Here is a 25,856-nt window from a genome sequence, read left to right on the forward strand (position 1 = left end):
GTGAACCAATCGAAAAGAACCGGGGGAGTGATCAAGGCAACTTGACCGACGTGCTCTGGAATTTCTGGCCGGATGGCGCACCTTCCGGATACATGTCGAAAGCCAGGACCGGCGGCGCACCGTCGGCCGAGAGCTCGAATTCGGCCGCTCCCTGGCCTTCATCTTCGGTCTTGACGTCGCCGAGCGACCTCACGCACTTCAGAAAGAAATGATAGGTCGTGTCCGGCGCCGCCGTGATCGCGATTTTGACGCGCAATTTGCCATCGGCCTGCCGCGTCACCTGAACCGTGCCGCCGATCCGCGAGGGATCATCGGCCTTCACGTCGGAATTGGTGCAATCCGAATTGTCCTGGCGCACGAGGAACGCGTCGGCGACGCCCGATCGATCCCCGCTCTGGGCACCGGCGGGCCGTGCGGCCATCGGCGCCGCAAGGGCGATCAGCAAAAGCAGCAGTCGGCACCGGCGCGGCAGGCTGCACATCTGGATCTCTCCATGTCGTTCGGATCGGGCGCCATTCGGATCGGCATCGTTCAGGTTGGGTGTCGTTCAGATCGGCGGCGGGTGCAGCGGACCGGAAAACCCGATCAATCGCGCCGCGCATCCATTCTCGAAATGAAATCAATCGCACGCAATCAGAGGTCTGGTGATGGTGGTCGTTCTCGAAATTTCGTCAATGGCGGACAGCAATATCATGAAGGCTGGGAACCAGACCGTGGGAGGTAGTATGACCGATAATTCGTCAACTTGAAATGGAAATTCATGCTGCAATGCCCAGGAGCGCAGCAGCCGCCTTGCGTCGAGGTCGCTGCACAGGCGCTCGCGATGTGCCGGTCAAGGGACGTCCTGGTGCGCCTATGCGCCAGCGTTTCGTTGGCGGGCGACATCAAACCCGCAAGGCATCAGCCGCTCTTCGGATTGCTCCGCGGCGGCGTGCCGCCGAGGCCGGGATTGATGGCGAGGATTGCGCCGGCGGCACCGCCGGCCTCGTAGGCCACCTTCGACACCATCCGGCTGGTGCTGCGCTGCGCCCGCAGGTTGAGGTCGAGCTTGTCGAATTCGGCATCGACGACCGAGGTCTTGAGCACGACCAGGCCCCGCCCGTTGCGTTCGTTCGCCTGATCGCGGCCGGCCTTGATCGCCACCAGCCGACGGGCAATCGACGTCACCATTCCCAACGCGAAGGAGGCGTTGGCGAGATGCCGCTCCTGGTGCCGGAAACGGGCGTAGTCGACCGAGGTCTTGAAACGGCCGAGCTCGGCACGCACCGCGCCGTCAATCAGTTCGGCCAGATAATGCGCCACCTCGATATCCGCGGAGAGGCCGAAGAATACGTAGCTGGTCTCGCCGGCCGCGTTCTTCTCGCGCCACACCCGGCAATCGCAGAACTGGGCGATGGCGCCGATGCAGTCGTCGAGCGGAATGCGCTTCTTGCGGCGGGTCTCGTAGACCTTGCGCTCGCAGGACGACGCCTTGAGCTCGACGTCCGACAGCGACAGATCGTGACGGTCGAGCAGTTCGGCAACCTTGGCGGCCGCGGACAGCGCCTCGTCCTCGGTGCAGCCATTGGCGATGGTCTTGGCGCGCAGCGCCTGGATGCGGGACTTCAGCTTGTCCAGGGCGACGGGATCGAACGTCTGATTCATAGATCATTGCTCATGAATGGTCCGACGCCAGGAGCGCAGCTTGCCGAAAGCAGCGCCTTCGATGAATCCGATCGACGTCGCCCGTTGCGTACACGACCTCGGAGCAGCACGCCACGGATGTCAGGGGCCGCTCCCATTCGTCATGGCCCCGCCCGCCGATGACGCATGGATGGATATCGAACCGCCGCTGTGCCTCGCTCAGATCGCCCTGGTGGTCGAGCGCCCGCCCGAGAGGCGTGATCGAATAGACCACGGCAATCGGAGACAGCGCGGCGACGCGGCGCTCCACGAGCTGTTTCTCTCCCCGGCGCAGCGCAAAGCCGTTGTACGGGCGGTCAAATCGAACAGATCAGATACGGAGGGACCAGTGTAGTGGCGGAGAGGGAGGGATTCGAACCCCCGATAGGCTTGCACCTATGCCGCATTTCGAGTGCGGTGCATTCAACCACTCTGCCACCTCTCCAGGCGCAAATCAGGGGCAGGCCCCGTGGTCGGGGCGTGTTCTAGGGCACGAGGCCGGGAGTGACAAGGCGTAGGGATCGATATTTCCCACCGAAATGCGGCGGCGGAAATGTGCCGGGACCGGCACGCGGGTTCCCAAAAGGTGGGACCGCCGTACGCTGACACATGCCGGCGGTCCCGTGTCGCTACATCTTGGGGAAGCCGACGGAAGAGACGGGGGTCAATCCGGCCGGCCTGAGCGACGCGGATGACCCTGGTGCATCCTAACGTGCACCGCAATGCAAACCATTCCTTAACCTAACCGGTCAAGGTTACCGTATTCCAGGCGCATCCGACTGGTTGCACGGCGGTTTCGGCCCTCCTCGGATGGCGGAGGCGCCGCCGGCAACGATGGTGCCAGCAGCATGTCGAGCGAAACTGTGACGCCGCAGCGCACCCCGCCGGCAGATACGGCCGTTTAATCCTTCTTCTTCTTCGCGGCCTTCTTGTCATCGGCCTTTTCGTCCTTGTCAGCCTTGTCCTTGCGGCCGGTGTCCCGCCGGCGATTGGTGAACCGGGCATTGCCGAGTCCGGTGCCGATCGTCAGCACGCCCCAGCGCTCGTACTCCTGCATGAACGGCACCTCGGACAGACCCTGCACGACGCCGTCATTGTGCATCAGCACTGCCGTGTCGTGGTCGCCGATCACCGGGATCGCCTCGACCAGGCTGGCGGGCAGGTTGAACTTGCTGCTCTCCCAATTGCCCGGCAGGTTCTGCGCGCCCTTTTCGATCGAGCCGTCCTCATTGATCACGCCCGGGCAGGCGATGCCGATGAACGGTGCAAGCTTGAGGCCCTCGCTGTCGGCCTCCTCGATCAGACCCTTGAGCATTTTGGCGAGCCGCTTGACGGCCCCTTCCCGTGTCGGCTCGTCATCGGCATGCCGCCACAGCTCGGACTTCCAGACCGACGCCTTCGACAGGTCCGGCGCCTTCTTGCGCGCGGTCTCGACCACCCCGCAGCGGATGTTGGTGCCGCCGATGTCGACCGCCAGAATGCTGTCATGCGCCTCGAAGATCCAGGACGGCGCCAGATGCAACGCGCCGATCAGGCCGGCATCGTCCGGGTGGTAGCGGATCGGCTCCAGTTCGACGGCAAAGCCCTCGTCCTTGAGGATGATCTCGGTGCGGGCGATCGCGACCTCGCCGAGCCGCGAGTCGCGAAACCCGCCACCGACCACGATACATTCGGTCTTGGCCCAGGCCTTGGTGCGCAGGAAGCGCCGGGTGACGTGCGCAAGCTCCTGGGCGAACTCCTCGATCGCCGAATGCACCACCGCGGAGGCCTCGGTGTCATCCCCGACCAGGATCTCATCGAGCGCCTTCTTGCTGATGGCCTCGCTCTCCTCGTCGCCGAACGGATCCTTGCCGGATTTGCGTAAGGGTTTGCGCCAGCGCTCCAGGATCTTGCGAAACGCGCCCTTGGAGGCGCGGTCGCCGAGGAAGCCGTCTTCGTCCTTGATCTCGATGTTGAAACTGTCGATGTCGACCGACGGCAGCCGCGCGGCGCCGTGGCGGGCGATGCCCGTGGTGGTCATGACGTCGTCGGCCATGTGATCCCTGCCCTGTTTGTGCGTTGGGTCCGGACAACGGCGGAGGGAACCGTTGGTTGCGTGGGAGTTGCGAATAGGCCCCTATTCGCCACTCCCTATTCGCCATTCGCCTTGACTCGGCGGCCGCGGCCGCTATAAGCCCCCGATCGACCGGCGCGGGCGTTCCTGCGCCGTTTGTCGTTGCGCGTATCCGGCGGGCGAAGAGCCCAAGGGCGCGACGCCGTCCCCGATCGGGCCGGACCCTAAACCATAACGACTGAACAAGAAGCCGACCCGGGGCCTTTGGGCGTCGAGGCCGGGATCGAACACGAAGGATGAGAACGATGTTCGCAGTCATCAAAACCGGCGGCAAGCAATACCGCGTCGCCCCGGATGATGTGCTCGAGATTGGCAAGATCGACGGTGAGCCCGGTACGATCGTGCAGTTGAACGAGGTGCTGGTGGTCGGTGGCGACACGCCGGTGCTAGGCGCGCCCGCTGTGGCCGGCGCGTCCGTGGCCGCCGAAGTGCTGGACCACAAGCGCGGCCCCAAGGTGATCGCGTTCAAGAAGCGCCGCCGCAAGAATTCGCGCCGCAAGCGCGGTTACCGGGACGAGCTGACGCTGATCCGCGTCACCGAGATCCTGACCGACAACGCCAAGCCGACGATCGGCCCGCGGCCGAAGAAGGCCAGGGCGGAAGCCCCGGCGGCCGACGCCGCCGAGTAAGCGTGTGGGCGCGCTGCGCGCCGCACCGGCTTGACCCTCATCACGCGCGGATTTTTCGTCCGCGCGTCGGCAAATTTGAATGATCCCGTGGCGGAATCGCGCTACAGGTGATCGCAAGAGATCGGAGACGAGCGATGGCTCACAAAAAGGCAGGCGGTTCATCCCGCAACGGACGCGACTCCAAGGGCAAGCGTCTCGGCGTCAAGGCGTTCGGCGGCGAACGCGTGATTCCCGGCAACATCATCGCGCGTCAGCGCGGCACGACCTGGCATCCCGGCCTCAACGTCGGCATGGGCACGGACCACACCCTGTTCGCCAAAATCGAGGGCGTCGTCGAATTCCATGCGCGCGCCAATCGCACGTTCATCTCGGTGCGCCCGGTAGCCGCCGAGGCTGCTGAATAACGGTGGAACACATAGCGTCCGCCGGGTCCTGATGAACCGGTGGAGCGCCAGATGGCTCCAGGGGAGGCGGGACAACCGGCCTCCCCTTTTTATTTTTGCTGATTTTTCGGCTGATCCCGAAGCGTCGATGGAGCCCGACATGCTGCAGGACATCACGACTCCCACGTTGCGCGAGGCGAGACCTTGCGTCCTCGAGACACCCCGGCTGACCCTGCGTCCGCCCGTGCTCGCGGACGTCGCTGCCATTGCCCGCCTTGCCGATGACCGCCGCATCGCCGAGAACACCCGCCGCCTGCCGCATCCCTATTCGGAGGTGGATGCCGCCCGCTTCGTGCGTGCGCTGGAGCAGAGCGGCGAGACGGCGTTTCTGATCGAGCATCTGGACTCGCCGGTCGGCATGGTCGGCATCAACCGCCCGAAGCCCGGTCGGGCCGAGCTCGGCTATTGGCTCGGCGTCGCGCATTGGGGCCGCGGCTTCGGCACGGAAGCGGCGCGGGCCGCGATCGATGATTTCTTCGAGAGGGGCGAGGACGACCTGCTGCTCGGTCATGCACGGGTCAGCAACCCGGCTTCGCGCAACATCCTGGAGAAGTGCGGCTTCCAATGGACCGGCGTCGAGCTGCATCGATTCGAGGTGCTGGGCTCGTCCGCGCCGGTCGACGCCTTCCGCCTCACCCGCGGCGTCTGGGCCTCGCTGAAGGCCTGGGCCAATGCGGGACGGCGGAAGTAGGCTTGGTCGGCTTGGCCTACCCTGCAGGCCCGGCGCGTCGCTCCACCAACGGTGTCGTCCCCGCGAACGCGGGGACCCATAACCACAGGACCCGGTTTTGCGATCGCTGGAGCGACAGCCTGCTCCCGCGACAGCCGCCGGTGGTTATGGGTCCCTGCGTTCGCAGGGACGACACCGGTTTTGGAGCGAGCGCCTTGCCAAACGCTCCGCTAAGCCGGAGGGTTCACGGCACCCTGTCCCTGCCCCAAGCTACGCTCGCGTAGATAGATGTACAGTCCCGCGCCGATGATCACGATCGCGCCGATGATGGTCGCCGGGTGCGGCACGTCACCGAACACGGCGAAGCCGAACAGCACGGCCCAGACGATCATCGTGTACTGGTACGGCACGACCACCGAGGCCGGCGCCAGCTTCAGCGAGCGGTTGACGCAGAACAGCGCGGTCACCGAAATGATGCCGGCCGCAGCGAACATCACCAGGCTGCCTGGCGTCGGCGTCACCCAGCCGAATGGCGCCATCGCGGCGCCGAGCAGGAAGGTGCCGACGAACTGCGACGACGCCATTACGATGTCGGGCGTCGCCCGCAGCGACCGCGTGATCAGCATCAGCACAGCAAAGGAAATACTGCCGCCGAGCGCGATCAGCGCCGGCAGGCTGAAGGTCTGCGCCGAGGGCCTGAGCGCAATCAGCACGCCGCAGAAGCCGATCAGGATCGCGGTCCAGCGCCGCCAGCCGACATGTTCGCGCAGCACCAGCGCCGACAGCGCGGTGACGAAGATCGGTCCTGCCAGGTAGTAGGTGATGACGTCGGCGAGCGGCAGATAGACGGTGGCGAGGAAGAACGCCGCGACCTCCAAGGTCGACAGGACCACGCGCACCAGCTGCAGCCACGGCCGCTCCAGTCGCATGAAAGCGGCGCGGTTGCGCCAGACGAACGGCGCCAGCAGCAGCAGCGCCGCGCAGGCCCGCAGCCACAGCAATTGCCCGACGGCGTAGGTCGACACCAGGAACTTGCCCAGGGCATCGCCGAACGAGAACATCGAAATCGACAGCAGCATCAGGCCGATGCCGGCCAGCCGCGCCGAGCGCTCGTCGGAGTGAGTGGAGATTCGGGACAGCACGCTCATGATGGCGTTGCCTTATCAGGCCACCCCCTACGGCTCCAGCCCTTCTGCTGAAAGCGTGACGCAGTCCTGCCGCAACCCTCGCGCAACGCTTGTTCAAGCCTTGCGCAACGTCGGTTGGCGCTCGAAATTAAGGCTCCGGGCCGAATTCGACCCATTCCGCGGTTGCCGCGGCGGCCCGCCTCGCCTACGTAAGGCGCATCATGAAATTCCTCGATGAAGCCAAGGTCTATGTGCGCTCCGGCGACGGCGGCAACGGTTGCGTTGCGTTCCGGCGCGAGAAGTTCATCGAGTTCGGCGGGCCCAACGGCGGCAATGGCGGCCGCGGCGGCGACGTCGTCATCGAGGCCGTCGACGGCCTCAATACCCTGATCGACTACCGCTACCAGCAGCATTTCAAGGCCCAGCGGGGCGCAAACGGCTCCGGCAAGGATTGTCATGGCGCAGGCGGCAAGTCCGTGGTGCTGAAGGTTCCGGTCGGCACCCAGATCTTCGACGAGGATCGCGAGACGCTGATCCACGATTTTACCGCGGTCGGCGAGCGCTTCGTGCTCGCCGAGGGCGGCAATGGCGGCTTCGGCAACGCTCATTTCAAGTCGCCGACCAACCGGGCGCCGCGCAACGCCAATCCCGGCCAGCCCGGCGAGGAGCGCTGGATTTGGCTGCGCATGAAGCTGATCGCCGACGCCGGCCTGGTCGGGCTGCCGAATGCCGGCAAATCGACCTTCCTGTCCAAGGTTTCGGCCGCCAAGCCGAAGATCGCCGACTATCCCTTCACCACGCTGCATCCGCAGCTCGGCGTCGTGAATGCCGACGGCCGTGAGTTCGTGCTCGCCGACATTCCCGGGCTGATCGAGGGCGCCCATGAAGGTGCCGGCCTCGGCGACCGCTTCCTCGGCCATGTCGAGCGCTGCCGCGTGCTGCTGCATCTGGTCGATGCCACCTGCGAGCATGCCGGCAAGGCCTACAAGACGGTACGGCAGGAGCTCGATGCCTATGGCGGCGAGCTCACTGACAAGATCGAGATCGTCGCGCTCAACAAGATCGATGCGGTCGATTCCGACGAGTTGAAGAAGCAGAAGGACAGGCTGAAGCGCGCCGCCAAGAAGACGCCGCTGCTGATCTCCGGCGCCACCGGCGAGGGCGTGAAGGACGCGTTGCGCAGGCTGGCTGACGTGGTCAGCGAGCAGCCGGTGTCGATCAAGGCCAAGAGCACGACCGAGAGCGCCGCGACCGAGGAGCCGTGGGCCGCCCCGCTGCCACCGCAAGGCTGAGCTGACGCCAGCCTTGTCTCACGGCAGCCTTGCCTCGCGGGCTGCCGCTTGCAACACTTGCCGCCAACCATCAACACTCGCGCCCCGTCCCGTGCCGACTGCGCATCATTTGCGCGCCTCTCACCACGAAACGCGGGACTGCACCGCCTCCGTTCAAGCCATGACCAGCCCCCGTCTCGAAAATTTCCGCCGCATCGTCGTCAAGGTCGGCTCGTCGCTGCTGGTCGATTCCGAGGCCGGCGAGGTGCACGCCTCCTGGCTGGCCGCGCTGGCGGCCGACATCGCCCGGCTGCACGGCCGTGGCTGCGAACTGCTGGTGGTGTCCTCGGGCTCGATCGCACTCGGCCGCAGCCGCTTGAAGCTGCCGCGCGGGCCGCTGAAGCTGGAGGAGAGCCAGGCCGCCGCGGCGGTTGGCCAGATCGCGCTGGCGCGGATCTGGTCGGAGGTGCTGGGCGCGCACGGCATCGGCGCGGGACAGATCCTTGTCACGTTGCAGGACACCGAGGAGCGCCGCCGCTATCTCAACGCACGTTCGACGATCGGCAAACTGCTGGAATGGCGCGCGGTGCCGGTCATCAACGAGAACGACACGGTGGCGACCGCCGAGATCCGCTATGGCGACAACGACCGGCTCGCCGCCCGCGTCGCGACCATGGCCAGCGCCGATCTGCTGGTGCTGCTGTCGGACATCGACGGCCTCTATACGGCGCCGCCGGCGCAAAATCCGAACGCCCGGCTGATCCCGGTGGTCGAGAGCATCACCGCCGATATCGAGGCGATGGCCGGCAGCGCGGCGTCCGAGTTCTCCCGCGGCGGCATGCGCACCAAGATCGAGGCGGCCAAGATCGCCACGACAGGCGGTACCCACATGCTGATCGCCTCCGGCAAGATCGAGCATCCGCTGGCGGCAATCGCCAATGGCGGCCGCTGCACCTGGTTCCTGACGCCGGCCAATCCCGTCACCGCGCGAAAACGCTGGATCGCGGGCTCGCTGGAACCGAAGGGCACGCTGACGATCGACGCCGGCGCGGTCACCGCGCTGCGCGCCGGCAAGAGCCTGCTGCCGGCCGGCGTGGTCAGGGTCGACGGCCAGTTCGCGCGCGGCGATGCGGTGGTGGTGCGCGGCCCCGACACCCACGAGATCGGCCGCGGCCTCGTCGCCTACGACGCCGACGACGCCGAGCGCATCAAGGGCCGCTCGTCGCCGGACGTGGCCGTGATCCTCGGCATCTCCGGCCGTGCCGAGATGATCCACCGCGACGACCTGGTGATCGGGCCGGCGGGCGTGGGGACCGGCTGGATAGGCTAGTCCCTGCTTTTCAGCGAGTGCTCGAAATTGCGTCCGCCATAGGCCACCGTCACAATCTCCACACGGGTCTTGAGGACACGAAAGGCGATCGTGACCCGGCGCTCGAAACCAATCGTCCGCAGGCCCTTCAGGATGTCGTCCCTCTTTGTGCCCCGTTCAGGAAAGTGCTCCAGCGCCATGCAGGCCTTGCGTATCCGTCGCACGTAGGCAATTGCCACGGATGCGCCGCTGTTGTCCGCGATGTAGTCGTAAAGAGCCGTCAATTCGGCATTCGCTTGATCCCGGAAGACGGACCTTACGCGCCACGCTTGCCAGCTTTCACGCGACGCGCGTGCCGGGCTTCCAACCGCTCGAACACGGTCTCCGCGGGGATGCTGGGTTTCTTGTTGGCCAGCGAGGCCCTGACCTTGTCGCGCAGGAAATCGTCATAGACCGCTCCGCGCTCGTCCAAGGCGCGCAGGGCATCGGCGAAAACGTCGTTCACGCTCTCGTAATGGCCATTCTCCAACTGACGCTGCAGCAGGTCCTGCTGTTTGGCACTCAGTTCGATCTGAAAGGCTTTGCTTGGCATGGCATCCGATCTTCGCTTTTTGCGATGATAGCACGGCGTCCCCGTCGATGTCCTGCCGGCCGGGCTTTCAGCCCGTCGGCGAAGCACCGGCCGGTCGCTTGCTCTTCGCACGGGATCGAATTCCATGTTAGACAACGGCCTTAATTCAAGGTTGAAACGCCCATGACCGCGCCTCTCAAAGCCATCGACGGCAGCGCCGATCTGCCCGCGCTGATGAACGACCTCGCCCAGCGCGCCCGTGCGGCGGCGCGGGTGCTGTCGCTGGCACCGGCCGAACAGAAAAACCGCGCGCTGGAGGCGATGGAACGGCAGATCCGATCCCACGCCGATCGCATCATCGCCGCCAATGCCGAGGACGTGGCCGAGGCCAGGGCAGCCGGCATGACGTCGTCCTTCCTCGACCGCCTGACCCTGACGCCGGGCCGCGTCGCGGCGATGGCCGACGGCATCGCGGTCGTCCGCGGCGTCGCCGATCCGGTCGGGATCGTCACCGAGAGCTGGCAGCGGCCGAACGGCATGACCATCGAGCGCGTGCGGGTGCCGCTCGGCGTCATCGGCGTGATCTTCGAGAGCCGTCCCAACGTGGCGGCCGATGCCGGCGTGCTGTGCCTGAAGTCCGGCAACGCCGTCATCCTGCGCGGCGGCTCGGACTCGTTCCGCTCCTGCCGCGCGATCCACGAATGTCTCGTCGAGGGCCTGCGCGAGGCCGGCCTGCCGGAGGCCGCGATCACGCTGGTGCCGACGCGCGACCGCGCCGCGGTCGGGCTGCTGCTGTCGGGCCTCAACGGCGGCGTCGACGTGATCGTGCCGCGTGGCGGCAAGAGCCTGGTCGCGCGCGTCGAGGCCGAGGCGCGCGTGCCGGTGTTCGCGCATCTCGAAGGCGTCAACCACGTCTATGTCGACGGCGCCGCCGATCTCGAGATGGCCAAGGCGATCGTGCTGAACGCCAAGATGCGCCGCACCGGCGTGTGCGGCGCGGCCGAGACGCTGCTGATCGATCGCGCCTCACAGGACAAGATCAAGCCGCTGGTCGACGTCCTGATCGGCGCCGGCTGCGAGGTGCGCGGCGATGACACCGTGCGTGCGGCCGATGCGCGGGCCAAGCCGGCCAGCGACGAGGATTGGGACACCGAGTATCTCGACGCGATCATCGCAGCCCGGGTCGTCGACGGCGTGGAGGGCGCGATCGCCCACATCCACGAACACGGTTCGCACCATACCGATGCAATCGTGACCGATGACGTCGCCGTCGCCGACAAGTTCCTCAACGAGGTCGATTCCGCGATCGTGCTGCACAACGCCTCGACACAGTTCGCCGATGGCGGCGAGTTCGGCTTCGGCGCCGAAATCGGCATCGCCACCGGCAAATTCCATGCGCGCGGCCCGGTCGGCGTCGAACAACTCACCAGCTTCAAATACCGGATTCACGGCACCGGGCAGACCCGGCCATGATCGCCGCATCCTGTGGTTGAGTCGCCCGAGCAGCAGGCGGTGGCAGCCGTGGCCGACGACTCCGCGATGCGCCTCGCGATCCGCCAGGCCCTGCCACCCCATAGCGACGGCATGCGCATCGGCCTGCTCGGCGGCTCGTTCAATCCGCCACACCAGGCGCACCGCGCGATCAGCCTGTTTGCCCTCAAGCGGCTGCAGCTCGACCGCGTCTGGTGGCTGGTGACGCCGGGAAATCCGCTCAAGGACAATGGCGGGCTGCATGCGCTGGCCGAACGCGCCGCGGCGGCCCGCAAGGTCGCCGCCGATCCGCGCATCGAGGTCAGCTGTCTCGAATCCGTCATTGGCACCCGCTACACTGCCGATACGATCGATTATCTTCGCCGGCGCGCCTCGCGCCTGCGCTTCGTGTGGATCATGGGCGCCGACAATCTCGCGCAGTTCCATCGTTGGCAGAAGTGGCGGCACATCGCGGCCCAGGTTCCCATTGCCGTGGTCGACCGTCCGCCCCGCAGCTTCCGGGCCCTGAACGCGCCCGCAGCCCGTGCGCTGGCGCGGTATCGCATTGCGGAGGCCGACGCCAGCCGGCTGGCCGACCGCTCCGCGCCGGCCTGGGTCTATCTCACAGGGCTCAAAATGAGCCTGTCATCGACCGGGCTGAGGAACCCGGACGGGAGTTGGAAGTCGTTCTGAGTAGCCCGCGGACAGCGTTCGCGCGGCATCGGACGTGCATGGAACTGGCTGTCCCGTCATGGTCCGAGGCGGGTCGGCGGTGGAGATACCGGACCGGACAACCGGGGACTGGATTGTTGAAACCGTTAACCCCACATGCCTAGTATGGTCAGCAGGCCGGGATGGATTCGGCCTGCGATACAGTGAAAGGAAATGGTCCCTGACCACATCTGTATTGTCCCAGTCGGCCTTACCCAAGAGCAAGGCAACGGCTTCCAAGTCAGCGACGGCCAAGTCGACGCGTAAGACTTCGCCCGAGGATGCGGCCTTGCAGGCGCAACCCGACGCCGACAAGACCCTGCGCACGATCCTCTCCCGCCTCGACGACATGAAGGCAGAGGAGACGATCACCATCGATCTTCACGGCAAATCGGCGTATTCCGACTACATGGTCATCACCACGGGCCGCTCGAACCGGCACGTCGGATCGATCGCGGAAAACGTCGCCAAGGGCCTGAAGGAAGCCGGTGCGAAGAAGGTCCACATCGAGGGCCTGCCCAATTGCGATTGGGTGCTGATCGATTCCGGCGACGTGATCGTGCACGTGTTCAGGCCCGAGGTCCGTGAGTTCTACAACCTCGAGCGGTTGTGGACCCAAGGGCCGAACCCGGCGAAGACGGTCTAGCAGACGGACGCGGCGGCCGGTGCGAATCGGGACGCGCACGTGCTAGTGCGTGCGCATGCGCCTGATCGTGGTCGCCATCGGCCGGTTGAAGCAGGGTCCGGAGCGGGAGCTCGCGGAACGCTACCGTGAGCGTTTCGACGACATCGGCCGCAAGCTGGGCTTCCGCAGCCTCGACATCCATGAAATTCCCGAAAGCCGCGCGCGCGATGCCGCGACGCGCATGGCCGAGGAGGCCGCCGCGATGTCGGCGGCGATCCCCGACAAATCCGCGCTCGTCTGCCTCGACGAGCGTGGCCAGAACCTCGACAGCACAACCTTTGCGGGTCACCTCGGCCGCTGGCGTGACGAAGGCACCCCTGCGACCGCCTTCGTGATCGGCGGCGCCGACGGACTTTCGCCTGAATTACGGCGCAGAGCCAAACTCTTGATTGCGTTCGGCGCCGCAACCTGGCCGCACCAGATCGTCCGCGTCCTGCTGCTCGAGCAAATTTACCGTACTGCTACGATCCTGGCCGGCCACCCCTATCACCGCGCTTGAATCAGGCCCGATGGGAGCACAATAAGGACGTCGATGTTCGCCGCGCGGCACCTCCCTCGCTCGCCAAACCCCGTCCGCCGCGGCCGGGCACGCCACGCGTCCTTGATCGCGCTGCTGATCGCCCTTCCGGTCATGCCGGCGACGGCGCAGACCGGGCTTCGTCCTTCCATCAACGGCACAACCTCGTCGACGCCGCCGACGCCCGAGCAGTTGAAGCAGCGCGAGCAGGAGCTGGAAGCCGCCCGCGCCGCCCAGAAGGCCGCCGCCGAGGCGCAGGAGCGGCTGAAGGCCGATATCGCCGCACTCGGCGAGGACCGCGGCAAGCTCAATCAGCAGCTGATCGACGTCGCCGCGCAGGTGCGCAGCGTCGAAGTCCGCGTCGGCGAGACCGAGATGCGGTTGCGCGGGCTCGATAGCCGCGAGCAGGATCTGCGTACCTCTCTCGAGGCGCGGCGGACCGAGATCATCGAGGTTCTGGCCGCGCTGCAGCGCGCCGGCCGCCGCTCGCCGCCCGCCCTGCTGGTCCGGCCCGAGGATGCGCTGCAGTCGCTGCGAACCGCCATGCTGCTGGGCTCGGTGATTCCGGAAATGCGCGGCCGCGCCGAGAAGCTCTCGACAGATCTCGGCGAACTGGTTGCCATTCGCAAGACCATCGGCACCGAGCGCGACAAGCTCGCAGCCGACCGCGACAGGCTGCGGACCGACCAGACCCGCCTGGCCGCGCTGGTGGAGGAGCGCCAGCGCAAGCAGAGCTCGGCCGAGAAGGACATGGAAGCCGAGAGCGCCCGCGCGGCCGTCCTGGCCCAGCAGATCGACTCGCTGCAGGGCCTGATCACCACCATGGAGCTGGACCTCAAGAGCGCCGCGAAAGCGGCCTCGACGGCGAGCCTGCAGGGCGTCCCGGTCAATCCGAAACCGGACGCGAATGCGCTGCGCAATCCCGGCCGCAAGGCGCCGGCGATTGCATTCGCGTCGACCAAGGGCATGCTGACCTATCCGGTGAACGGCAACAAGATCCGCGAGTTCGGCGCATCCGACGGCGCCGGCGGGGTGGATAAGGGCATTTCCTTGGCAGCCCGGCCGGGCGCTCAGGTCACAACCCCGTGTGATGGGTGGGTTGTGTATGCCGGCCCCTTCCGCAGCTACGGACAACTCTTGATCCTCAACGCCGGTGGCGGGTATCATGTCCTGATCGCCGGGATGGAGCGCATTTCCGTCAACATCGGGCAGTTTGTTCAGACGGGAGAGCCGGTCGCGACCATGGGTACGACCTCCCAGGTCGCCTCCATTCTCGCCACCACTGCGAGTCAACCAGTGCTCTATGTCGAGTTCCGCAAGGATGGCACTCCAATCGATCCAGGCCCATGGTGGGCCGCAAATGAAGGCGAAAAGGTACGCGGATGATGCGTAAGACTTCGGTAATTCTCCTGAGCGCGGCCACCGGTGCGGCATTGACCCTGTTCGTGTCGCAACCGCGCGCGATCTTTATGGGATCGACCGCGCGCGCCGCGACCTCGGATACCTATCGCCAGCTCAATTTGTTCGGCGACGTATTCGAACGCGTGCGCAGCGACTATGTCGAGAAGCCCGACGATTCGAAGCTCGTGGAATCCGCGATCAGCGGCATGCTGTCGGGTCTCGATCCGCATTCGAGCTACATGGATGCGAAGAGCTTCCGCGACATGCAGGTGCAGACCCGCGGCGAGTTCGGCGGCCTCGGCATCGAGGTGACGATGGAGGACGGCCTGATCAAGGTGGTGTCCCCGATCGACGATACCCCGGCATCGAAGGCCGGCATCCAGGCCAACGACATCATCACCAATCTCGATGACGAAGCCGTGCAGGGCCTGACCCTGAACCAGGCGGTCGAGAAGATGCGCGGCCCGGTCGGCACCAAGATCAAGCTGAAGGTGATGCGCAAGGGCGCCGACAATCCGCTCGACGTGACGCTGACCCGCGACAACATCCGCGTCCGGTCGGTGCGCTCGCGCCCCGAGAGCGACGACATCGCCTACATCCGCATCACCACCTTCAACGAGCAGACCACCGAAGGCCTGAAGAAGAGCATCGCCGATCTGCAGGGCTCGATCGGCGACAAGCTGAAGGGCTACATCATCGACCTGCGCAACAACCCCGGCGGCCTGCTCGAAGAGGCGGTCACGGTGTCCGACGCGTTCCTGGAGCGTGGCGAGATCGTCTCGACCCGCGGCCGCAATGCCGAGGAGACGCAACGCCGCTCGGCGCATGCCGGCGACCTCACCAAGGGCAAGCCGGTCATCGTGCTGATCAACGGTGGCTCGGCCTCGGCGTCCGAGATCGTGGCCGGCGCGCTGCAGGACCACAAGCGCGCGACCCTGGTCGGCACGCGCTCGTTCGGCAAGGGCTCGGTGCAGACCATCATCCCGCTCGGCGCCGGCAACGGCGCGCTGCGCCTGACCACCGCGCGCTACTACACGCCATCGGGCAAGTCGATCCAGGCCAAGGGCATCGTGCCCGACATCGAAGTGCTGCAGGACGTGCCGGAGGAGCTGAAGTCACGCACCGACACCAAGGGCGAGGCTTCGCTGCGCGGCCACCTGAAGAACGACGGTGACGAGAAGACCGGCTCGCAGTCCTACGTGCCGCCGGATGCCAAGGACGACAAGGCGCTCAAGCTGGCCGCCGACCTGCTGCACGGCATCAAGAACAGCGCCAACACACCGGCGCCGACCGAGAAGGCCGCGGCCGACAAGCCGGCCAAGGCCGCGAACTGAGCAACAGCCGAGACCGGCATCATCGGGTTTGAAGGGCGGCCTCCGGGCCGCTCTTTTTCTTTTGGTTCTTGTTTGCTTGGTTCTCGTTTGCGGTCATTTTCCGCGCAGCGCGAATCCCCGCGATCTACGGGCGGACACTGCCCCTGCGCCCGAATTCCTGCCGTGTTATCGTTGGTCCGGTTGATTCGGGAATTTTGATGACAGAGACGGCCGACGAGCTGAGCGCCCCGCTCGGGCAGACGGAAAAGCGTCGCAGGCGCCGCATTCGGCTTCCGTTCACGGCGCTGCAGGCCCTTGCCGTGCTGCTCGGCCTGTTCCTGGTCGTGTTCGCCGGCTTCGCGATGTTCGGCGACAATCCGCTCGGCGGCGAGCCCGTCGCCCGGATCGCGATCAACGAGAGCGCCAAGCCGGACAACAAGCCGGCTGTGGCCAAGCCCGACGCGAAGTCCGAGCACGGCGCAGCGCCGGCGGCCAAGCCGGAGGGCGAGCGCAAGACCGTCACCATCATCGACGGCTCCAGCGGCGCCCGCCAGGAAGTCGCGATCGGCGGCAGCGACGCGGCTGAGCAGGGTGCAGCTGCGCCGGCGGCCGCCATGATCGGCGTCGACCCGCGGCTGCTGGAGAAATCGCGCTACGGCATGATTCCAGTGACGACCGACGGATTGAAGCCGTTCACCGCCTACGCCGCCGACGCCGACCGCGCCAAGGCGGCGCGGATGCCGGCGGTCGCGATCGTGATCGGCGGCCTCGGTGTCGGCGCTGCCAAGACGGTCGATGCCATCATGAAGCTGCCGCCGGCCGTGACCTTGGCGTTCACGCCCTATGGCTCCGATCCGTCCAAGCTGGCGGAGCGGGCGCGCGCGCAACGCCATGAAATCCTGCTCCAGGTCCCGATGGAGCCCTACGACTATCCCGACAATGACCCGGGCCCGCAGACGCTGCTCGCCACGCTGGGGCCGGACCAGAACATCGACCGGCTGTTCTGGCACATGAGCCGGCTGCAGGGTTACGTCGGGATCGGCAATTTCATGGGCGCACGCTTCGTCGCGACCGAGGCTGCGATGCAGCCGATCGTCACCGAGGCTGCCAAGCGCGGGCTCGCGCTGTTCGACGATGGGGCGGCGCCGCGCAGCGTGGCCGCTGCGCTGGCCACCGGACAGGCGATGCCGTTCGCGAAAGGCGACGTCGCCATCGACGCGGTGCCGACTCCGGTCGAGATCGACAGCGCGCTGGCCAAGCTGGAGAGCCTGGCGAAGGAGCGTGGCATTGCGATCGGGACCGCATCGGCGCTGCCGGTCTCGATCGACCGCATCGGCACGTGGATCAAGGGGCTTGACCGCAAGGGTATCCTGCTGGTGCCATTGACAACGGCGATGCTGAAATCAAAATCGAACTGACCGCGCATGGCCGGCCGAACCGGCCGGCGTGAGAGCGGGAGGGCTGCGCGCAGCGACGCGTCAGCACCGCAGGAAGGCCTGGACGGTATGACGCGCTACGAGGACCTGCCCTACCGCACCTGCGTCGGCATCACGCTGATCAACTCGGAAGGGCTGGTGTTCATCGGTCGCCGCGCCGGAGGCATCGAACATGTCGACGACACCCATGTCTGGCAGATGCCGCAGGGCGGCGTCGATCCCGGTGAGGACGCCTGGGAAGCGGCCAGGCGCGAGCTCTATGAAGAAACCAGCGTCCGCTCGGCCGAGAAACTGGCCGAGATCGACGACTGGCTGACCTACGACATCCCGCGCACGGTCGCGGGCCGGGCCTGGAAGGGCCGCTATCGCGGCCAGCGCCAGAAATGGTTCGCGCTACGCTTCACGGGCAGCGACGCCGAGATCGACGTCGAGCGCCCCGGCGGCGGCCACCACAAGGCCGAGTTCATCAGCTGGCGCTGGGAGCCGATGCAGAACCTCCCCGCGCTGATCGTCCCGTTCAAGCGGCCGGTCTATGAACGCGTGGTGAAGGAATTCGCCGCGCTCGCGGGCGTCTGACCCGCGCTCACGTCACGGGCTGGTCGCGACGTGTCGGCAAAACCGTGTCATACGCTCGCACTGCAAAGAATCTCTGCAGATCCGTCGCGACGATGCCGTCACGATGCGTTGCCATGCGAGACGACATCCCACGGATACGAGCATGACCGAAACCAGACCCTACCGCCCGAATGTCGGCATCGCCCTGCTCAACGCCGAAGGCCTCGTCTTCCTCGGGCGCCGCTTCCGCGACGACGGGCCGGAGATCGTCCTGCCCGGCCTCGAATGGCAGATGCCGCAGGGCGGCGTCGATCCCGGCGAGGACCTGCAGGCGGCCGCACGGCGCGAGCTGTGGGAGGAGACCGGCATTCGCGATGCCGACATCCTCGGCGAGACCGACTGGCTGACTTACGAATTTCCGCCGTTCGAGGATCCCAACCACCGGCTGGCGCGGTTTCGCGGCCAGCGCCAGAAATGGTTCGCGATGCGCTTCACCGGACAGGAGGCCGACATCGATCCGGTGACGCCGCGCAACGGCCAGCCGGCCGAGTTCGACGCCTGGCGCTGGGAGCGGCTGGCGCGCGTGCCGGACCTCGTGGTGCCGTTCCGGCGCGAGGTCTATCGCGCCGTGGCGGCGGCGTTCGCAGATCTCGCGGCCTGATCAGTTGTCTTCGACGGTGAACGGGCCGATCGCGATGACGCGACAGTCGCTGTCGCGGGTGGAGCAATCGGCCAGCGCGCCGCCGATCGCGGTTTCCTCGCGGTCGCCGTTCAGGCCGAAGCCGGGATGGCCGGCCGTGCCGACCGCGATCGCATTCCAGCCAGAGGCTGCGGACGCCAGCCGCCGCGCGACCACTTCGCGTGCGTCAGCGGCAATGGCCGTATGGCTCGCGGCGTGGAAGAAGCCCGTGGCTTTCATCACCGTCGGCACCGGGACCACGAAGGCATCGTCGAGCGCGACGATCATGCAGGCCGTGCCCGCCTGGGCGCCGCACGCTTCGAGATTGCGCCGGACCACGTCGTCGACGAGGTCGCCGGCGACGCTGTAGAAGAACTGGCCGCCCGGCCCGAGCGCAATCGCCTTGGTCCGCCGCGCCGCGCCGTAGTTCGCCTCGAGCCGGGCGCGTCCGGTGTCGCGCACCAGCGGCATCTCCGCCGCGCTGAAAGCGCGCTCGGTGGCCGGGTCGTGGCGCACCCAGGGGAGCGGCGGCAGCGGCGGCTTGCTGTGCGCATAGACCACGCTGTCGCCGACCGCATAGAGCTCGCATTTGCGTGGGCCGTTGGCGCTCTCCGCCCGCTGCTGGCACTGCTCCAGCGCGGCCGATTTGGCGGCCTCTTCGCTCGGCTGTCCCGTGACGTAGGCGCTGACGCCGTTGATCGTGGTCGCGAACGCCTTGTGCGCCTGCGCCGGTACGTAGTCGCGCGCCAGCGCGATGCGCGTGCGCTCGCTCACGAACGGCACCGCGTCGGGCGCGAATTTTTCGACAGAACTCGAAGATGGCGCCGCGGCCGGCGCCGATTGCGCCGGCGCATCGGGCTGCGCGGCCGCAGGCGATACGGTCGACGTCGACGAGGCGGGTGCGGCTGACGGCCCGGCCGGAGTTTCCGACGCAATCTTGGTTGCATCGGCGTCCTGACGCCGGGGACCGGCGCCACCGAGATTCAGATACAGAGCGACCGCCCCGCCGATCAAGGCGAACACGACGACGGCGGCGGCCTGCCGCCAGAGTCGAGCCCGCGTTGCGCTGGACAGCGCGAGCTTTTCCGGGGCGTAGGTGCCGTCCTCACGCCGCATCGCCACCCGATAGGCGTGCACCGGCGTCGGGATGTTCTTCACCTCCCGCGGACCCATGTCGGCGAATTGAACCGACAGCTTGTTGGCAACCTGCTCGTGGACGGCGCGCGAGATGCAGATGCCGCCGACATCGGCGAGGCCCTCCAGGCGCGCAGCGATGTTGACGCCGTCGCCCAAGAGATCGCCGTCGCGCTCGACCACGTCGCCGATCGTGATGCCGATGCGGTAGCTCATCTGCCGGCTCGGCGGATAGGCCATGTTCCGCGTGCGCAGGCTCTCCTGGATGTCGATCGCGCAACGCACGGCTTCGACCGCGCTTGGAAACTCCGCGAGCACGGCGTCACCGGCGGTGTTGAAGATGCGTCCCCCGGCGCGCGCGATGAAGTCGTCGACCACCTCGCGACAGGCAGCCAGACGCCGCAGCGTTTCCTCTTCATCCTCGGCGACGAGGCGCGAATAGCCGGCAATATCCGCGGCGAAAATCGCCGCGATCTTGCGCTTCAAGACGATCTGCCCTGCCATGTCACCACGCCCGCTCGAATGGCCAGGAGCATGCCGTTGGATCGGCGACCGCGCAACCGGCTTCCCTGGAGTCGTCGCCCGGCCGCGCGCAGCGTTCAAGCCGGCATAAAAAATGGCCGGGACGAGTCCCGGCCATCGAAACACGCATCGCGGAGCGCCGCTGCGTCAGTGCAGCGCCGTGCTGTTGAGCTGCTGCTGGATCGTCTTGAAATGGTCGAGCCGCTCGATCGCCCGATCTAGCTCGTTGCCCTGCTTCTCGGCCAGCTTGGATTCCAGGCCGGCGATCTCGGCTGCGAATGCGCTCTGGTCCAGATCCTTCAGCGACGTCGCGACGTCGGCGAGAACCGTCAGCCCCTTGTCCGACACCTCGGCGAGACCACCGAGCACGATGATCTTCTGCTGCGAGCCGCCTGATGTCACGGTGAGGATGCCCGGACGCAGCGCCGCCACGAACGGCGCATGTCCGGCGAGCACGCCGAAATCACCTTCCTGACCGGGAACGTCGACCTGATCGACCTCACCCGAGAAGGCGATCTTTTCCGGCGAGACGAGATCGAAATGGAAAGTTGCCATGAGAGAACCTGCGAGTAGCGAATAGCGAATTGCGAGTGGGGGAAGGAGTAGCGAATGGACCCTATTCGCTACTCCCTATTCGCCATTCGCTCAGGCGGCTTCCGCCGCCAGCTTCTTGCCCTTCGCGACCGCCTCGTCGATGTTGCCGACCATGTAGAAGGCGGCTTCCGGCAGGTGGTCGTACTTGCCTTCACACAGGCCCTTGAAGCCCTTGATGGTGTCGGCGAGGTCGACGAACTTGCCCGGCGATCCCGTGAAGATTTCGGCGACGTGGAACGGCTGCGACAGGAAACGCTCGATCTTGCGGGCGCGGGCCACCGTCAGTTTGTCCTCTTCGGACAGTTCGTCCATGCCGAGAATGGCGATGATGTCCTGCAGGGACTTGTAACGCTGCAGGATCTGCTGGACCTGACGTGCCGTGTTGTAGTGCTCCTCGCCGACGACCAGCGGCGACAGCATGCGCGAGGTCGAGTCGAGCGGATCGACGGCCGGGTAGATGCCCTTTTCCGAGATCGCGCGGTTGAGCACGGTCGTGGCGTCCAAGTGGGCGAAGGAGGTGGCCGGCGCGGGGTCGGTCAAGTCGTCGGCCGGCACGTAGATCGCCTGCACCGAGGTGATCGAGCCCTTGTTGGTGGTGGTGATGCGCTCCTGCAGCGCGCCCATGTCGGTGGCGAGCGTCGGCTGATAGCCCACGGCCGAAGGAATACGGCCGAGCAGCGCCGACACTTCCGAACCGGCCTGGGTGAAGCGGAAGATGTTGTCGACGAAGAACAGCACGTCCTGGCCCTGGTCACGGAAGTGCTCGGCGACGGTCAGACCGGTCAGGCCGACGCGGGCGCGGGCTCCGGGCGGCTCGTTCATCTGGCCGAACACCAGTGCGCACTTCGACTTCACGGCCGGATCCGGATTGTGCGGATCGGCGTTGACCTTGGATTCGATGAACTCGTGATAGAGGTCGTTGCCCTCGCGGGTCCGCTCGCCGACGCCGGCGAACACCGAGTAACCACCATGCGCCTTGGCGACGTTGTTGATGAGCTCCTGAATCAGCACGGTCTTGCCGACGCCGGCACCGCCGAACAGGCCGATCTTGCCGCCCTTGGCGTAGGGCGCGAGGAGGTCGACGACCTTGATGCCGGTGACGAGAATTTCAGCTTCGGTCGACTGGTCGGTGTAGCTCGGCGCATCGGCGTGGATCGGGCGCAGGCCTTCCGCCTTGACCGGGCCGGCTTCGTCGATCGGCTCGCCGATCACGTTCATGATGCGGCCGAGCGTGCCCTCGCCGACCGGCACCCGGATCGGCGAACCGGTGTCGCTGACTTCCTGGCCGCGGACCAGACCTTCGGTGGTGTCCATCGCGATGGTGCGCACGGTGGATTCGCCGAGATGCTGGGCAACCTCGAGCACGAGGCGGTTGCCGCCGTTCTTGGTTTCCAACGAATTGAGAATGGCCGGCAGGTGACCTTCGAACTGCACGTCGACGACGGCGCCGATGACCTGGGTGATGCGACCGATCTGGTTGGCTGCGGTAGCCATTGCGTCTCTCTCCTTACGATCCGTATACGAACCACGGTCGGCTCGACCGGGATATGTTCTTGGGTTGGGCTTCAACAGGCGCTGCACGATCCGGCTAGACCGCCTCGGCGCCCGAAATGATTTCGATCAGTTCCTTGGTGATCATCGCCTGACGCGTGCGGTTGTAGATCAGCGTCTGCTTGCGGATCATCTCGCCGGCGTTGCGCGTGGCGTTGTCCATGGCCGACATCTGCGCACCGTAGAACGACGCGTTGTTTTCCAGCAGCGCGCGGAAGATCTGCACCGCGAGATTGCGCGGCAGCAGGGAGGCGAGGATCTCGTCCTCCTCCGGCTCGTATTCATAAGGCGCCAGGGGCGCCGCGTTGGCGGGCCGCGCCTCGACCACCAGCGGAATGATCTGCTGGGCGGTCGGGATCTGCGCGATCACCGAACGGAAACGCGAATAGAACAGCGTGCAGACATCGAACTCGCCGGCCTCGAAGCGGGCGATCACCTTCCTGGCGATGTCGTCGGCATTGGCGAAGCCGATCTGGCGCACCGCGCGCAGGTCGAGATGCTCGACGATCTGCTTGTCGAACTGGCGGCGCAGCTGCTCGTAGCCCTTGCGGCCGACACAGAAGAATTTCACTTCCTTGCCCTGGTTCATCAGGGCCAGCGCCCGTTCGCGCGCCAGGCGCACGATCGAGGAGTTGAACGCGCCGGACAGGCCGCGCTCGCCGGTGCAGACCAGCAGCAGATGCACCTGGTCGCGCCCGGTGCCCGCGAGCAGCTTCGGTCCACCTTCGGAGGCGATGGTGGCGCTCGCGATGTTGGAGATCACGGCGTCCATCTTCTCTGCATAGGGACGCGCCGCCTCGGCTGCGAGCTGCGCCCGGCGCAGCTTGGAGGCCGCGACCATCTGCATGGCCTTGGTGATCTTCTGCGTCGCCTTGGTCGAGGCGATGCGGACCCGCATGTCTTTCAGTGACGCCATTGTTCGTCGAGCTCACCCCGGCGGCCGATCCCCTCGGGGACCTTGCCGTTCAACCCTTGAGATTGCTCATGCCCGGCCTGGTGCCGGGCATGAGATGTGTTGTTGTCCCACGCTGACGACGTCGACGACCGGACCAAGCCGGCCGCCATCTGCCGTCAGGCGAAGGTCTTGGCGAAGCCTTCGACCACCGCCTTCAGCTTGGCAGCGCTGTCGTCGGACAGGTCCTTGCTGTCCCGGATCGCGTCGAGCAGGTCGGCATTTTTGCCGCGCAGCAGCGACAGCAGACCGTCCTCGAAGGCGCGCACCTTGTTGAGCGGCAGCGGATCGAGATAGCCGTTGGTGCCGGCCCAGATCACGCAGACCTGCTCTTCCATCTTCAGCGGCGAGAACTGCGGCTGCTTCAGGAGTTCGGTCAGGCGCGAGCCGCGGTTGAGCAGGCGCTGGGTCGAGGCGTCGAGGTCGGAGCCGAACTGCGCGAAGGCCGCCATTTCGCGGTATTGCGCGAGCTCGCCCTTGATCTTGCCGGCGACCTTCTTCATCGCCTTGGTCTGCGCCGAGGAGCCGACGCGCGACACCGACAGACCGACGTTCACGGCGGGACGGATGCCCTGGAAGAACAGATCGGTTTCCAGGAAGATCTGGCCGTCGGTGATCGAGATGACGTTGGTCGGGATGTAGGCCGACACGTCGTTGGCCTGGGTCTCGATGACGGGCAGCGCGGTGAGCGAGCCCAGACCGTGGTCCTTGCCGAGCTTGGCGGCACGCTCGAGCAGACGCGAATGCAGGTAGAACACGTCGCCCGGATAGGCTTCGCGGCCCGGCGGACGGCGCAGCAGCAGCGACATCTGACGGTAGGCGACGGCCTGCTTGGACAGATCGTCATAGATGATGACGGCATGCATGCCGTTGTCGCGGAAGTACTCGCCCATGGTGCAGCCGGTGAACGGGGCGAGATACTGCATCGGCGCCGGATCGGAGGCGGTCGCGGCGATGACGATCGAGTATTCCAGCGCGCCCTGCTCTTCGAGCACCTTGACGAACTGGGCGACGGTCGAACGCTTCTGGCCGATCGCGACATAGACGCAATACAGCTTCTGGCTTTCCGGGGCGCCGGCGACGTTGAGCGGCTTCTGGTTCAGGATCGTGTCGAGCGCGATCGCGGTCTTGCCGGTCTGGCGGTCGCCGATGATCAGCTCGCGCTGGCCGCGGCCAACCGGGATCAGGGCATCGATGGACTTGAGGCCGGTCGACATCGGCTCGTTGACCGACTTGCGCGGAATGATGCCGGGCGCCTTGACGTCGACGCGCTTACGCTCGGTCGCCTGAATCGGGCCCTTGCCGTCGATCGGGTTGCCGAGCGCGTCGACGACGCGACCGAGCAGACCCTTGCCGACAGGAGCGTCGACGATGGCGCGGGTGCGCTTGACGGTCTGGCCTTCCTTGATCTCGCGGTCGGCGCCGAAGATGACGACGCCGACATTGTCGGTTTCGAGGTTCAGCGCCATGCCGCGGGTGCCGTTCTCGAACTCGACCATTTCACCGGCCTGGACGTTGTCGAGACCGTAGACGCGGGCGATACCGTCACCGACGGACAGCACCTGTCCGACTTCGGAGACCTCGGCTTCCTGCCCGAAATTCTTGATCTGGTCCTTGAGGATCGCGGAAATTTCCGCGGCGCGGATGTCCATCAGCCTGCCTCTTTCATCGCGTGCTTGATCGTGTTGAGTTTGGTGCGAAGCGAACTGTCGACCATGCGGCTGCCGAGCTTGACGACGAGCCCGCCGATGATCGCTGGATCCACTTTCACGTTGAGCGCAACGTCCTTGCCGGTCACCGTCTTCAGTGAGGCCTTCAAGGCGTCGAGATTCTTGTCGGAGAGTGGCTCGGCGACGGTGACGTCAGCCGTAGCCTCACCCTTGTACTTGGCGACCAGCGCGTTGAACGCGCGGATCACGTCGGCCACCGCAAACAGGCGGCGGTTGGCGGTCAGCACGCGCAGCACGTTGGCGGCAATGCCGCCAATGCCAGCCTTGTCGAGCACGGCGTTGAGCGCCTTCAGCTGCAGGTCCGCGCCGAACACCGGGCTCCGGACCAGACGCTTGAGATCGGCGCTGTCGTTGAGAAGCGCATTGAAATTGTCGAGATCGGCCTTGACCGCATCGACGGACTTTTCGTCACGCGCCAGTTCAAACAGGGCCGTCGCGTAACGACCGGACACACCGGATACGGAGGGATCTTCAGCAGCCACAGACGCGCTCTTTTTATAAGTGCCCAACCCACAAGAGGGAAACCGGCGCGCCGGTGCGGCGCAGACCAGTTAAGCCCCTGGAATTCAAGCAGGACTTTGATTTTCGATCGCCGCGGGAGCAGCTTGATCACGAAAAGCGGCGCTTTGCTAACATAGCGTACGCGCAGCCGCAACAAGGGGTGGCCCGCTATTCGGCGCCTTGTTGCCGCGGCGCGGTGTAACCGCGGCCCGCATGCCACGCCACGCGCGCTCCCGGCGCTCCAACCCAACCGGACAAAGATACCGTTAACATGCGTAAGGTTCCAGCTGTTGCTGCATGGCCGCCATGC

26 protein-coding genes, 1 tRNA gene and 1 pseudogene are annotated in these 25,856 nt (G+C 66.2%); 14 read left to right on the top strand and 14 right to left on the bottom strand.

Translation table 11 applies throughout. The annotated features are described in order from the left end of the window. Positions 1-31: 31 nt before the first annotated feature. The 5 genes from ACQR1B_RS13775 to ACQR1B_RS13795 form a co-directional block, all read right to left on the bottom strand. Positions 32-481 carry a hypothetical protein gene (locus ACQR1B_RS13775; RefSeq protein ID WP_434832946.1) on the bottom strand — a complete coding sequence of 150 codons (450 nt, stop codon included), beginning with the start codon at positions 479-481 and terminating at the stop codon, positions 32-34. 419 nt (positions 482-900) lie between these two features. Then, positions 901-1,644, bottom strand: coding sequence for a DUF7168 domain-containing protein (locus ACQR1B_RS13780; protein ID WP_434832947.1), 744 nt, complete (start codon positions 1,642-1,644; stop codon positions 901-903). A 10-nt stretch (positions 1,645-1,654) separates the two neighbouring features. Then, positions 1,655-1,933, bottom strand: a complete 279-nt coding sequence (locus tag ACQR1B_RS13785) for a hypothetical protein (protein WP_434832948.1) — start codon at positions 1,931-1,933, stop codon at positions 1,655-1,657. An 84-nt stretch (positions 1,934-2,017) separates the two neighbouring features. Beyond that, a tRNA-Ser gene (locus ACQR1B_RS13790) sits at positions 2,018-2,107 on the bottom strand. Positions 2,108-2,563: 456 nt separating this feature from the next. Next, entirely contained in the window at positions 2,564-3,697 is a 1,134-nt protein-coding gene (locus ACQR1B_RS13795; protein ID WP_434832949.1) for an ROK family protein, read from the bottom strand. 323 nt (positions 3,698-4,020) lie between these two features. Between ACQR1B_RS13795 and rplU the strand changes: the two genes are divergently transcribed. From rplU to ACQR1B_RS13810, 3 genes are all read left to right on the top strand, one after another. Next, positions 4,021-4,404, top strand: coding sequence for a 50S ribosomal protein L21 (rplU, locus tag ACQR1B_RS13800; protein WP_434832950.1), 384 nt, complete (start codon positions 4,021-4,023; stop codon positions 4,402-4,404). A gap of 134 nt (positions 4,405-4,538) precedes the next feature. Further along, positions 4,539-4,808: a 50S ribosomal protein L27 gene (gene rpmA / locus ACQR1B_RS13805; RefSeq protein ID WP_434832951.1), complete on the top strand. Its 270-nt coding sequence runs from the start codon at positions 4,539-4,541 to the stop codon at positions 4,806-4,808. Positions 4,809-4,947: 139 nt separating this feature from the next. Continuing rightward, complete coding sequence (locus ACQR1B_RS13810) at positions 4,948-5,538, top strand: GNAT family N-acetyltransferase (RefSeq protein ID WP_434832952.1); 591 nt, start codon at positions 4,948-4,950, stop codon at positions 5,536-5,538. 209 nt (positions 5,539-5,747) lie between these two features. On the opposite strand, the gene ACQR1B_RS13815 is transcribed toward ACQR1B_RS13810, so the two are convergent. Continuing rightward, the gene (locus tag ACQR1B_RS13815; protein WP_434832953.1) at positions 5,748-6,665 is read right to left on the bottom strand and encodes a DMT family transporter; all 918 of its coding nucleotides are present in this window, start codon (positions 6,663-6,665) and stop codon (positions 5,748-5,750) included. 200 nt (positions 6,666-6,865) lie between these two features. Between ACQR1B_RS13815 and obgE the strand changes: the two genes are divergently transcribed. Beyond that, positions 6,866-7,936, top strand: coding sequence for a GTPase ObgE (gene obgE, locus ACQR1B_RS13820; protein WP_434832954.1), 1,071 nt, complete (start codon positions 6,866-6,868; stop codon positions 7,934-7,936). A gap of 160 nt (positions 7,937-8,096) precedes the next feature. Beyond that, positions 8,097-9,245, top strand: coding sequence for a glutamate 5-kinase (gene proB, locus ACQR1B_RS13825; protein ID WP_434832955.1), 1,149 nt, complete (start codon positions 8,097-8,099; stop codon positions 9,243-9,245). On the opposite strand, the pseudogene ACQR1B_RS13830 reads toward proB, so the two are convergent. Both ACQR1B_RS13830 and ACQR1B_RS13835 read right to left on the bottom strand, forming a co-directional pair. Next, positions 9,242-9,520 (bottom strand): annotated as a pseudogene (locus tag ACQR1B_RS13830) (type II toxin-antitoxin system RelE/ParE family toxin); the annotation flags it as partial. The gene proB and the pseudogene ACQR1B_RS13830 overlap by 4 nt on opposite strands. Positions 9,521-9,540: 20 nt before the next feature. Next, positions 9,541-9,942 carry a ribbon-helix-helix domain-containing protein gene (locus tag ACQR1B_RS13835; protein ID WP_434832956.1) on the bottom strand — a complete coding sequence of 134 codons (402 nt, stop codon included), beginning with the start codon at positions 9,940-9,942 and terminating at the stop codon, positions 9,541-9,543. A gap of 36 nt (positions 9,943-9,978) precedes the next feature. Between ACQR1B_RS13835 and ACQR1B_RS13840 the strand changes: the two genes are divergently transcribed. The 9 genes from ACQR1B_RS13840 (at position 9,979) to ACQR1B_RS13880 (ending at position 18,544) form a co-directional block, all read left to right on the top strand. Continuing rightward, positions 9,979-11,268, top strand: coding sequence for a glutamate-5-semialdehyde dehydrogenase (locus ACQR1B_RS13840; RefSeq protein WP_434832957.1), 1,290 nt, complete (start codon positions 9,979-9,981; stop codon positions 11,266-11,268). A gap of 66 nt (positions 11,269-11,334) precedes the next feature. Beyond that, entirely contained in the window at positions 11,335-11,958 is a 624-nt protein-coding gene (locus ACQR1B_RS13845) for a nicotinate-nucleotide adenylyltransferase (protein ID WP_434833129.1), read from the top strand. A gap of 307 nt (positions 11,959-12,265) precedes the next feature. After that, the gene (rsfS, locus tag ACQR1B_RS13850; protein ID WP_434832958.1) at positions 12,266-12,622 is read left to right on the top strand and encodes a ribosome silencing factor; all 357 of its coding nucleotides are present in this window, start codon (positions 12,266-12,268) and stop codon (positions 12,620-12,622) included. Between the two features lie 55 nt (positions 12,623-12,677). Continuing rightward, positions 12,678-13,160, top strand: a complete 483-nt coding sequence (rlmH, locus tag ACQR1B_RS13855) for a 23S rRNA (pseudouridine(1915)-N(3))-methyltransferase RlmH (protein WP_434832959.1) — start codon at positions 12,678-12,680, stop codon at positions 13,158-13,160. Between the two features lie 33 nt (positions 13,161-13,193). After that, positions 13,194-14,564 carry a murein hydrolase activator EnvC family protein gene (locus ACQR1B_RS13860; RefSeq protein ID WP_434832960.1) on the top strand — a complete coding sequence of 457 codons (1,371 nt, stop codon included), beginning with the start codon at positions 13,194-13,196 and terminating at the stop codon, positions 14,562-14,564. Continuing rightward, a complete protein-coding gene (locus tag ACQR1B_RS13865; protein WP_434832961.1) occupies positions 14,561-15,913 on the top strand; it encodes a S41 family peptidase in 1,353 nt (450 codons plus the stop codon). The genes ACQR1B_RS13860 and ACQR1B_RS13865 overlap by 4 nt, the downstream gene beginning before the upstream one ends. Before the next feature lie 197 nt (positions 15,914-16,110). Continuing rightward, on the top strand, positions 16,111-17,310 hold the full coding sequence (locus ACQR1B_RS13870) for a divergent polysaccharide deacetylase family protein (protein WP_434832962.1): 1,200 nt from the start codon (positions 16,111-16,113) through the stop codon (positions 17,308-17,310). Between the two features lie 87 nt (positions 17,311-17,397). Beyond that, positions 17,398-17,904 carry an RNA pyrophosphohydrolase gene (locus ACQR1B_RS13875; RefSeq protein WP_434832963.1) on the top strand — a complete coding sequence of 169 codons (507 nt, stop codon included), beginning with the start codon at positions 17,398-17,400 and terminating at the stop codon, positions 17,902-17,904. A gap of 142 nt (positions 17,905-18,046) precedes the next feature. Then, positions 18,047-18,544, top strand: coding sequence for an RNA pyrophosphohydrolase (locus ACQR1B_RS13880; protein WP_434832964.1), 498 nt, complete (start codon positions 18,047-18,049; stop codon positions 18,542-18,544). Here ACQR1B_RS13880 and ACQR1B_RS13885 read toward each other — a convergent pair whose 3' ends face one another. The 6 genes from ACQR1B_RS13885 to ACQR1B_RS13910 all read right to left on the bottom strand — a co-directional run bounded on the left by ACQR1B_RS13885 (position 18,545) and on the right by ACQR1B_RS13910 (position 25,527). Next, a complete protein-coding gene (locus ACQR1B_RS13885) occupies positions 18,545-20,200 on the bottom strand; it encodes an adenylate/guanylate cyclase domain-containing protein (protein ID WP_434832965.1) in 1,656 nt (551 codons plus the stop codon). A gap of 165 nt (positions 20,201-20,365) precedes the next feature. Beyond that, positions 20,366-20,773: a F0F1 ATP synthase subunit epsilon gene (locus tag ACQR1B_RS13890; protein WP_434832966.1), complete on the bottom strand. Its 408-nt coding sequence runs from the start codon at positions 20,771-20,773 to the stop codon at positions 20,366-20,368. 90 nt (positions 20,774-20,863) lie between these two features. After that, complete coding sequence (gene atpD / locus ACQR1B_RS13895; protein ID WP_434832967.1) at positions 20,864-22,306, bottom strand: F0F1 ATP synthase subunit beta; 1,443 nt, start codon at positions 22,304-22,306, stop codon at positions 20,864-20,866. Between the two features lie 94 nt (positions 22,307-22,400). Beyond that, entirely contained in the window at positions 22,401-23,279 is an 879-nt protein-coding gene (locus tag ACQR1B_RS13900; protein WP_434832968.1) for a F0F1 ATP synthase subunit gamma, read from the bottom strand. Between the two features lie 155 nt (positions 23,280-23,434). After that, positions 23,435-24,967: a F0F1 ATP synthase subunit alpha gene (atpA, locus tag ACQR1B_RS13905; RefSeq protein ID WP_434832969.1), complete on the bottom strand. Its 1,533-nt coding sequence runs from the start codon at positions 24,965-24,967 to the stop codon at positions 23,435-23,437. Beyond that, complete coding sequence (locus tag ACQR1B_RS13910; RefSeq protein ID WP_434832970.1) at positions 24,967-25,527, bottom strand: F0F1 ATP synthase subunit delta; 561 nt, start codon at positions 25,525-25,527, stop codon at positions 24,967-24,969. Before ACQR1B_RS13910 ends, atpA begins: the two co-directional genes overlap by 1 nt. Positions 25,528-25,856 lie beyond the last annotated feature (329 nt).

Origin of the sequence: Bradyrhizobium oligotrophicum (assembly GCF_051168495.1) — a bacterium.
GTDB lineage: Bacteria > Pseudomonadota > Alphaproteobacteria > Rhizobiales > Xanthobacteraceae > Bradyrhizobium > Bradyrhizobium oligotrophicum_A.

Excerpts from the sequence above, each read along its gene's own strand:
- ACQR1B_RS13900 (WP_434832968.1), bottom strand. The coding sequence starts at position 23,279 with ATGGCGTCACTGAAAGACATGCGGGTCCGCATCGCCTCGACCAAGGCG.
- ACQR1B_RS13875 (WP_434832963.1), top strand. The coding sequence starts at position 17,398 with ATGACGCGCTACGAGGACCTGCCCTACCGCACCTGCGTCGGCATCACG.
- ACQR1B_RS13845 (WP_434833129.1), top strand. The coding sequence starts at position 11,335 with ATGCGCCTCGCGATCCGCCAGGCCCTGCCACCCCATAGCGACGGCATG.
- ACQR1B_RS13885 (WP_434832965.1), bottom strand. The coding sequence starts at position 20,200 with ATGGCAGGGCAGATCGTCTTGAAGCGCAAGATCGCGGCGATTTTCGCC.
- ACQR1B_RS13840 (WP_434832957.1), top strand. The coding sequence starts at position 9,979 with ATGACCGCGCCTCTCAAAGCCATCGACGGCAGCGCCGATCTGCCCGCG.
- ACQR1B_RS13810 (WP_434832952.1), top strand. The coding sequence starts at position 4,948 with ATGCTGCAGGACATCACGACTCCCACGTTGCGCGAGGCGAGACCTTGC.
- proB (WP_434832955.1), top strand. The coding sequence starts at position 8,097 with ATGACCAGCCCCCGTCTCGAAAATTTCCGCCGCATCGTCGTCAAGGTC.
- ACQR1B_RS13780 (WP_434832947.1), bottom strand. The coding sequence starts at position 1,644 with ATGAATCAGACGTTCGATCCCGTCGCCCTGGACAAGCTGAAGTCCCGC.
- rpmA (WP_434832951.1), top strand. The coding sequence starts at position 4,539 with ATGGCTCACAAAAAGGCAGGCGGTTCATCCCGCAACGGACGCGACTCC.
- rplU (WP_434832950.1), top strand. The coding sequence starts at position 4,021 with ATGTTCGCAGTCATCAAAACCGGCGGCAAGCAATACCGCGTCGCCCCG.
- ACQR1B_RS13815 (WP_434832953.1), bottom strand. The coding sequence starts at position 6,665 with ATGAGCGTGCTGTCCCGAATCTCCACTCACTCCGACGAGCGCTCGGCG.
- ACQR1B_RS13870 (WP_434832962.1), top strand. The coding sequence starts at position 16,111 with ATGACAGAGACGGCCGACGAGCTGAGCGCCCCGCTCGGGCAGACGGAA.
- ACQR1B_RS13795 (WP_434832949.1), bottom strand. The coding sequence starts at position 3,697 with ATGGCCGACGACGTCATGACCACCACGGGCATCGCCCGCCACGGCGCC.
- ACQR1B_RS13880 (WP_434832964.1), top strand. The coding sequence starts at position 18,047 with ATGACCGAAACCAGACCCTACCGCCCGAATGTCGGCATCGCCCTGCTC.
- ACQR1B_RS13775 (WP_434832946.1), bottom strand. The coding sequence starts at position 481 with ATGTGCAGCCTGCCGCGCCGGTGCCGACTGCTGCTTTTGCTGATCGCC.
- ACQR1B_RS13835 (WP_434832956.1), bottom strand. The coding sequence starts at position 9,942 with ATGGAATTCGATCCCGTGCGAAGAGCAAGCGACCGGCCGGTGCTTCGC.
- atpD (WP_434832967.1), bottom strand. The coding sequence starts at position 22,306 with ATGGCTACCGCAGCCAACCAGATCGGTCGCATCACCCAGGTCATCGGC.
- rlmH (WP_434832959.1), top strand. The coding sequence starts at position 12,678 with ATGCGCCTGATCGTGGTCGCCATCGGCCGGTTGAAGCAGGGTCCGGAG.
- ACQR1B_RS13890 (WP_434832966.1), bottom strand. The coding sequence starts at position 20,773 with ATGGCAACTTTCCATTTCGATCTCGTCTCGCCGGAAAAGATCGCCTTC.
- ACQR1B_RS13860 (WP_434832960.1), top strand. The coding sequence starts at position 13,194 with ATGTTCGCCGCGCGGCACCTCCCTCGCTCGCCAAACCCCGTCCGCCGC.
- atpA (WP_434832969.1), bottom strand. The coding sequence starts at position 24,967 with ATGGACATCCGCGCCGCGGAAATTTCCGCGATCCTCAAGGACCAGATC.
- ACQR1B_RS13865 (WP_434832961.1), top strand. The coding sequence starts at position 14,561 with ATGATGCGTAAGACTTCGGTAATTCTCCTGAGCGCGGCCACCGGTGCG.
- obgE (WP_434832954.1), top strand. The coding sequence starts at position 6,866 with ATGAAATTCCTCGATGAAGCCAAGGTCTATGTGCGCTCCGGCGACGGC.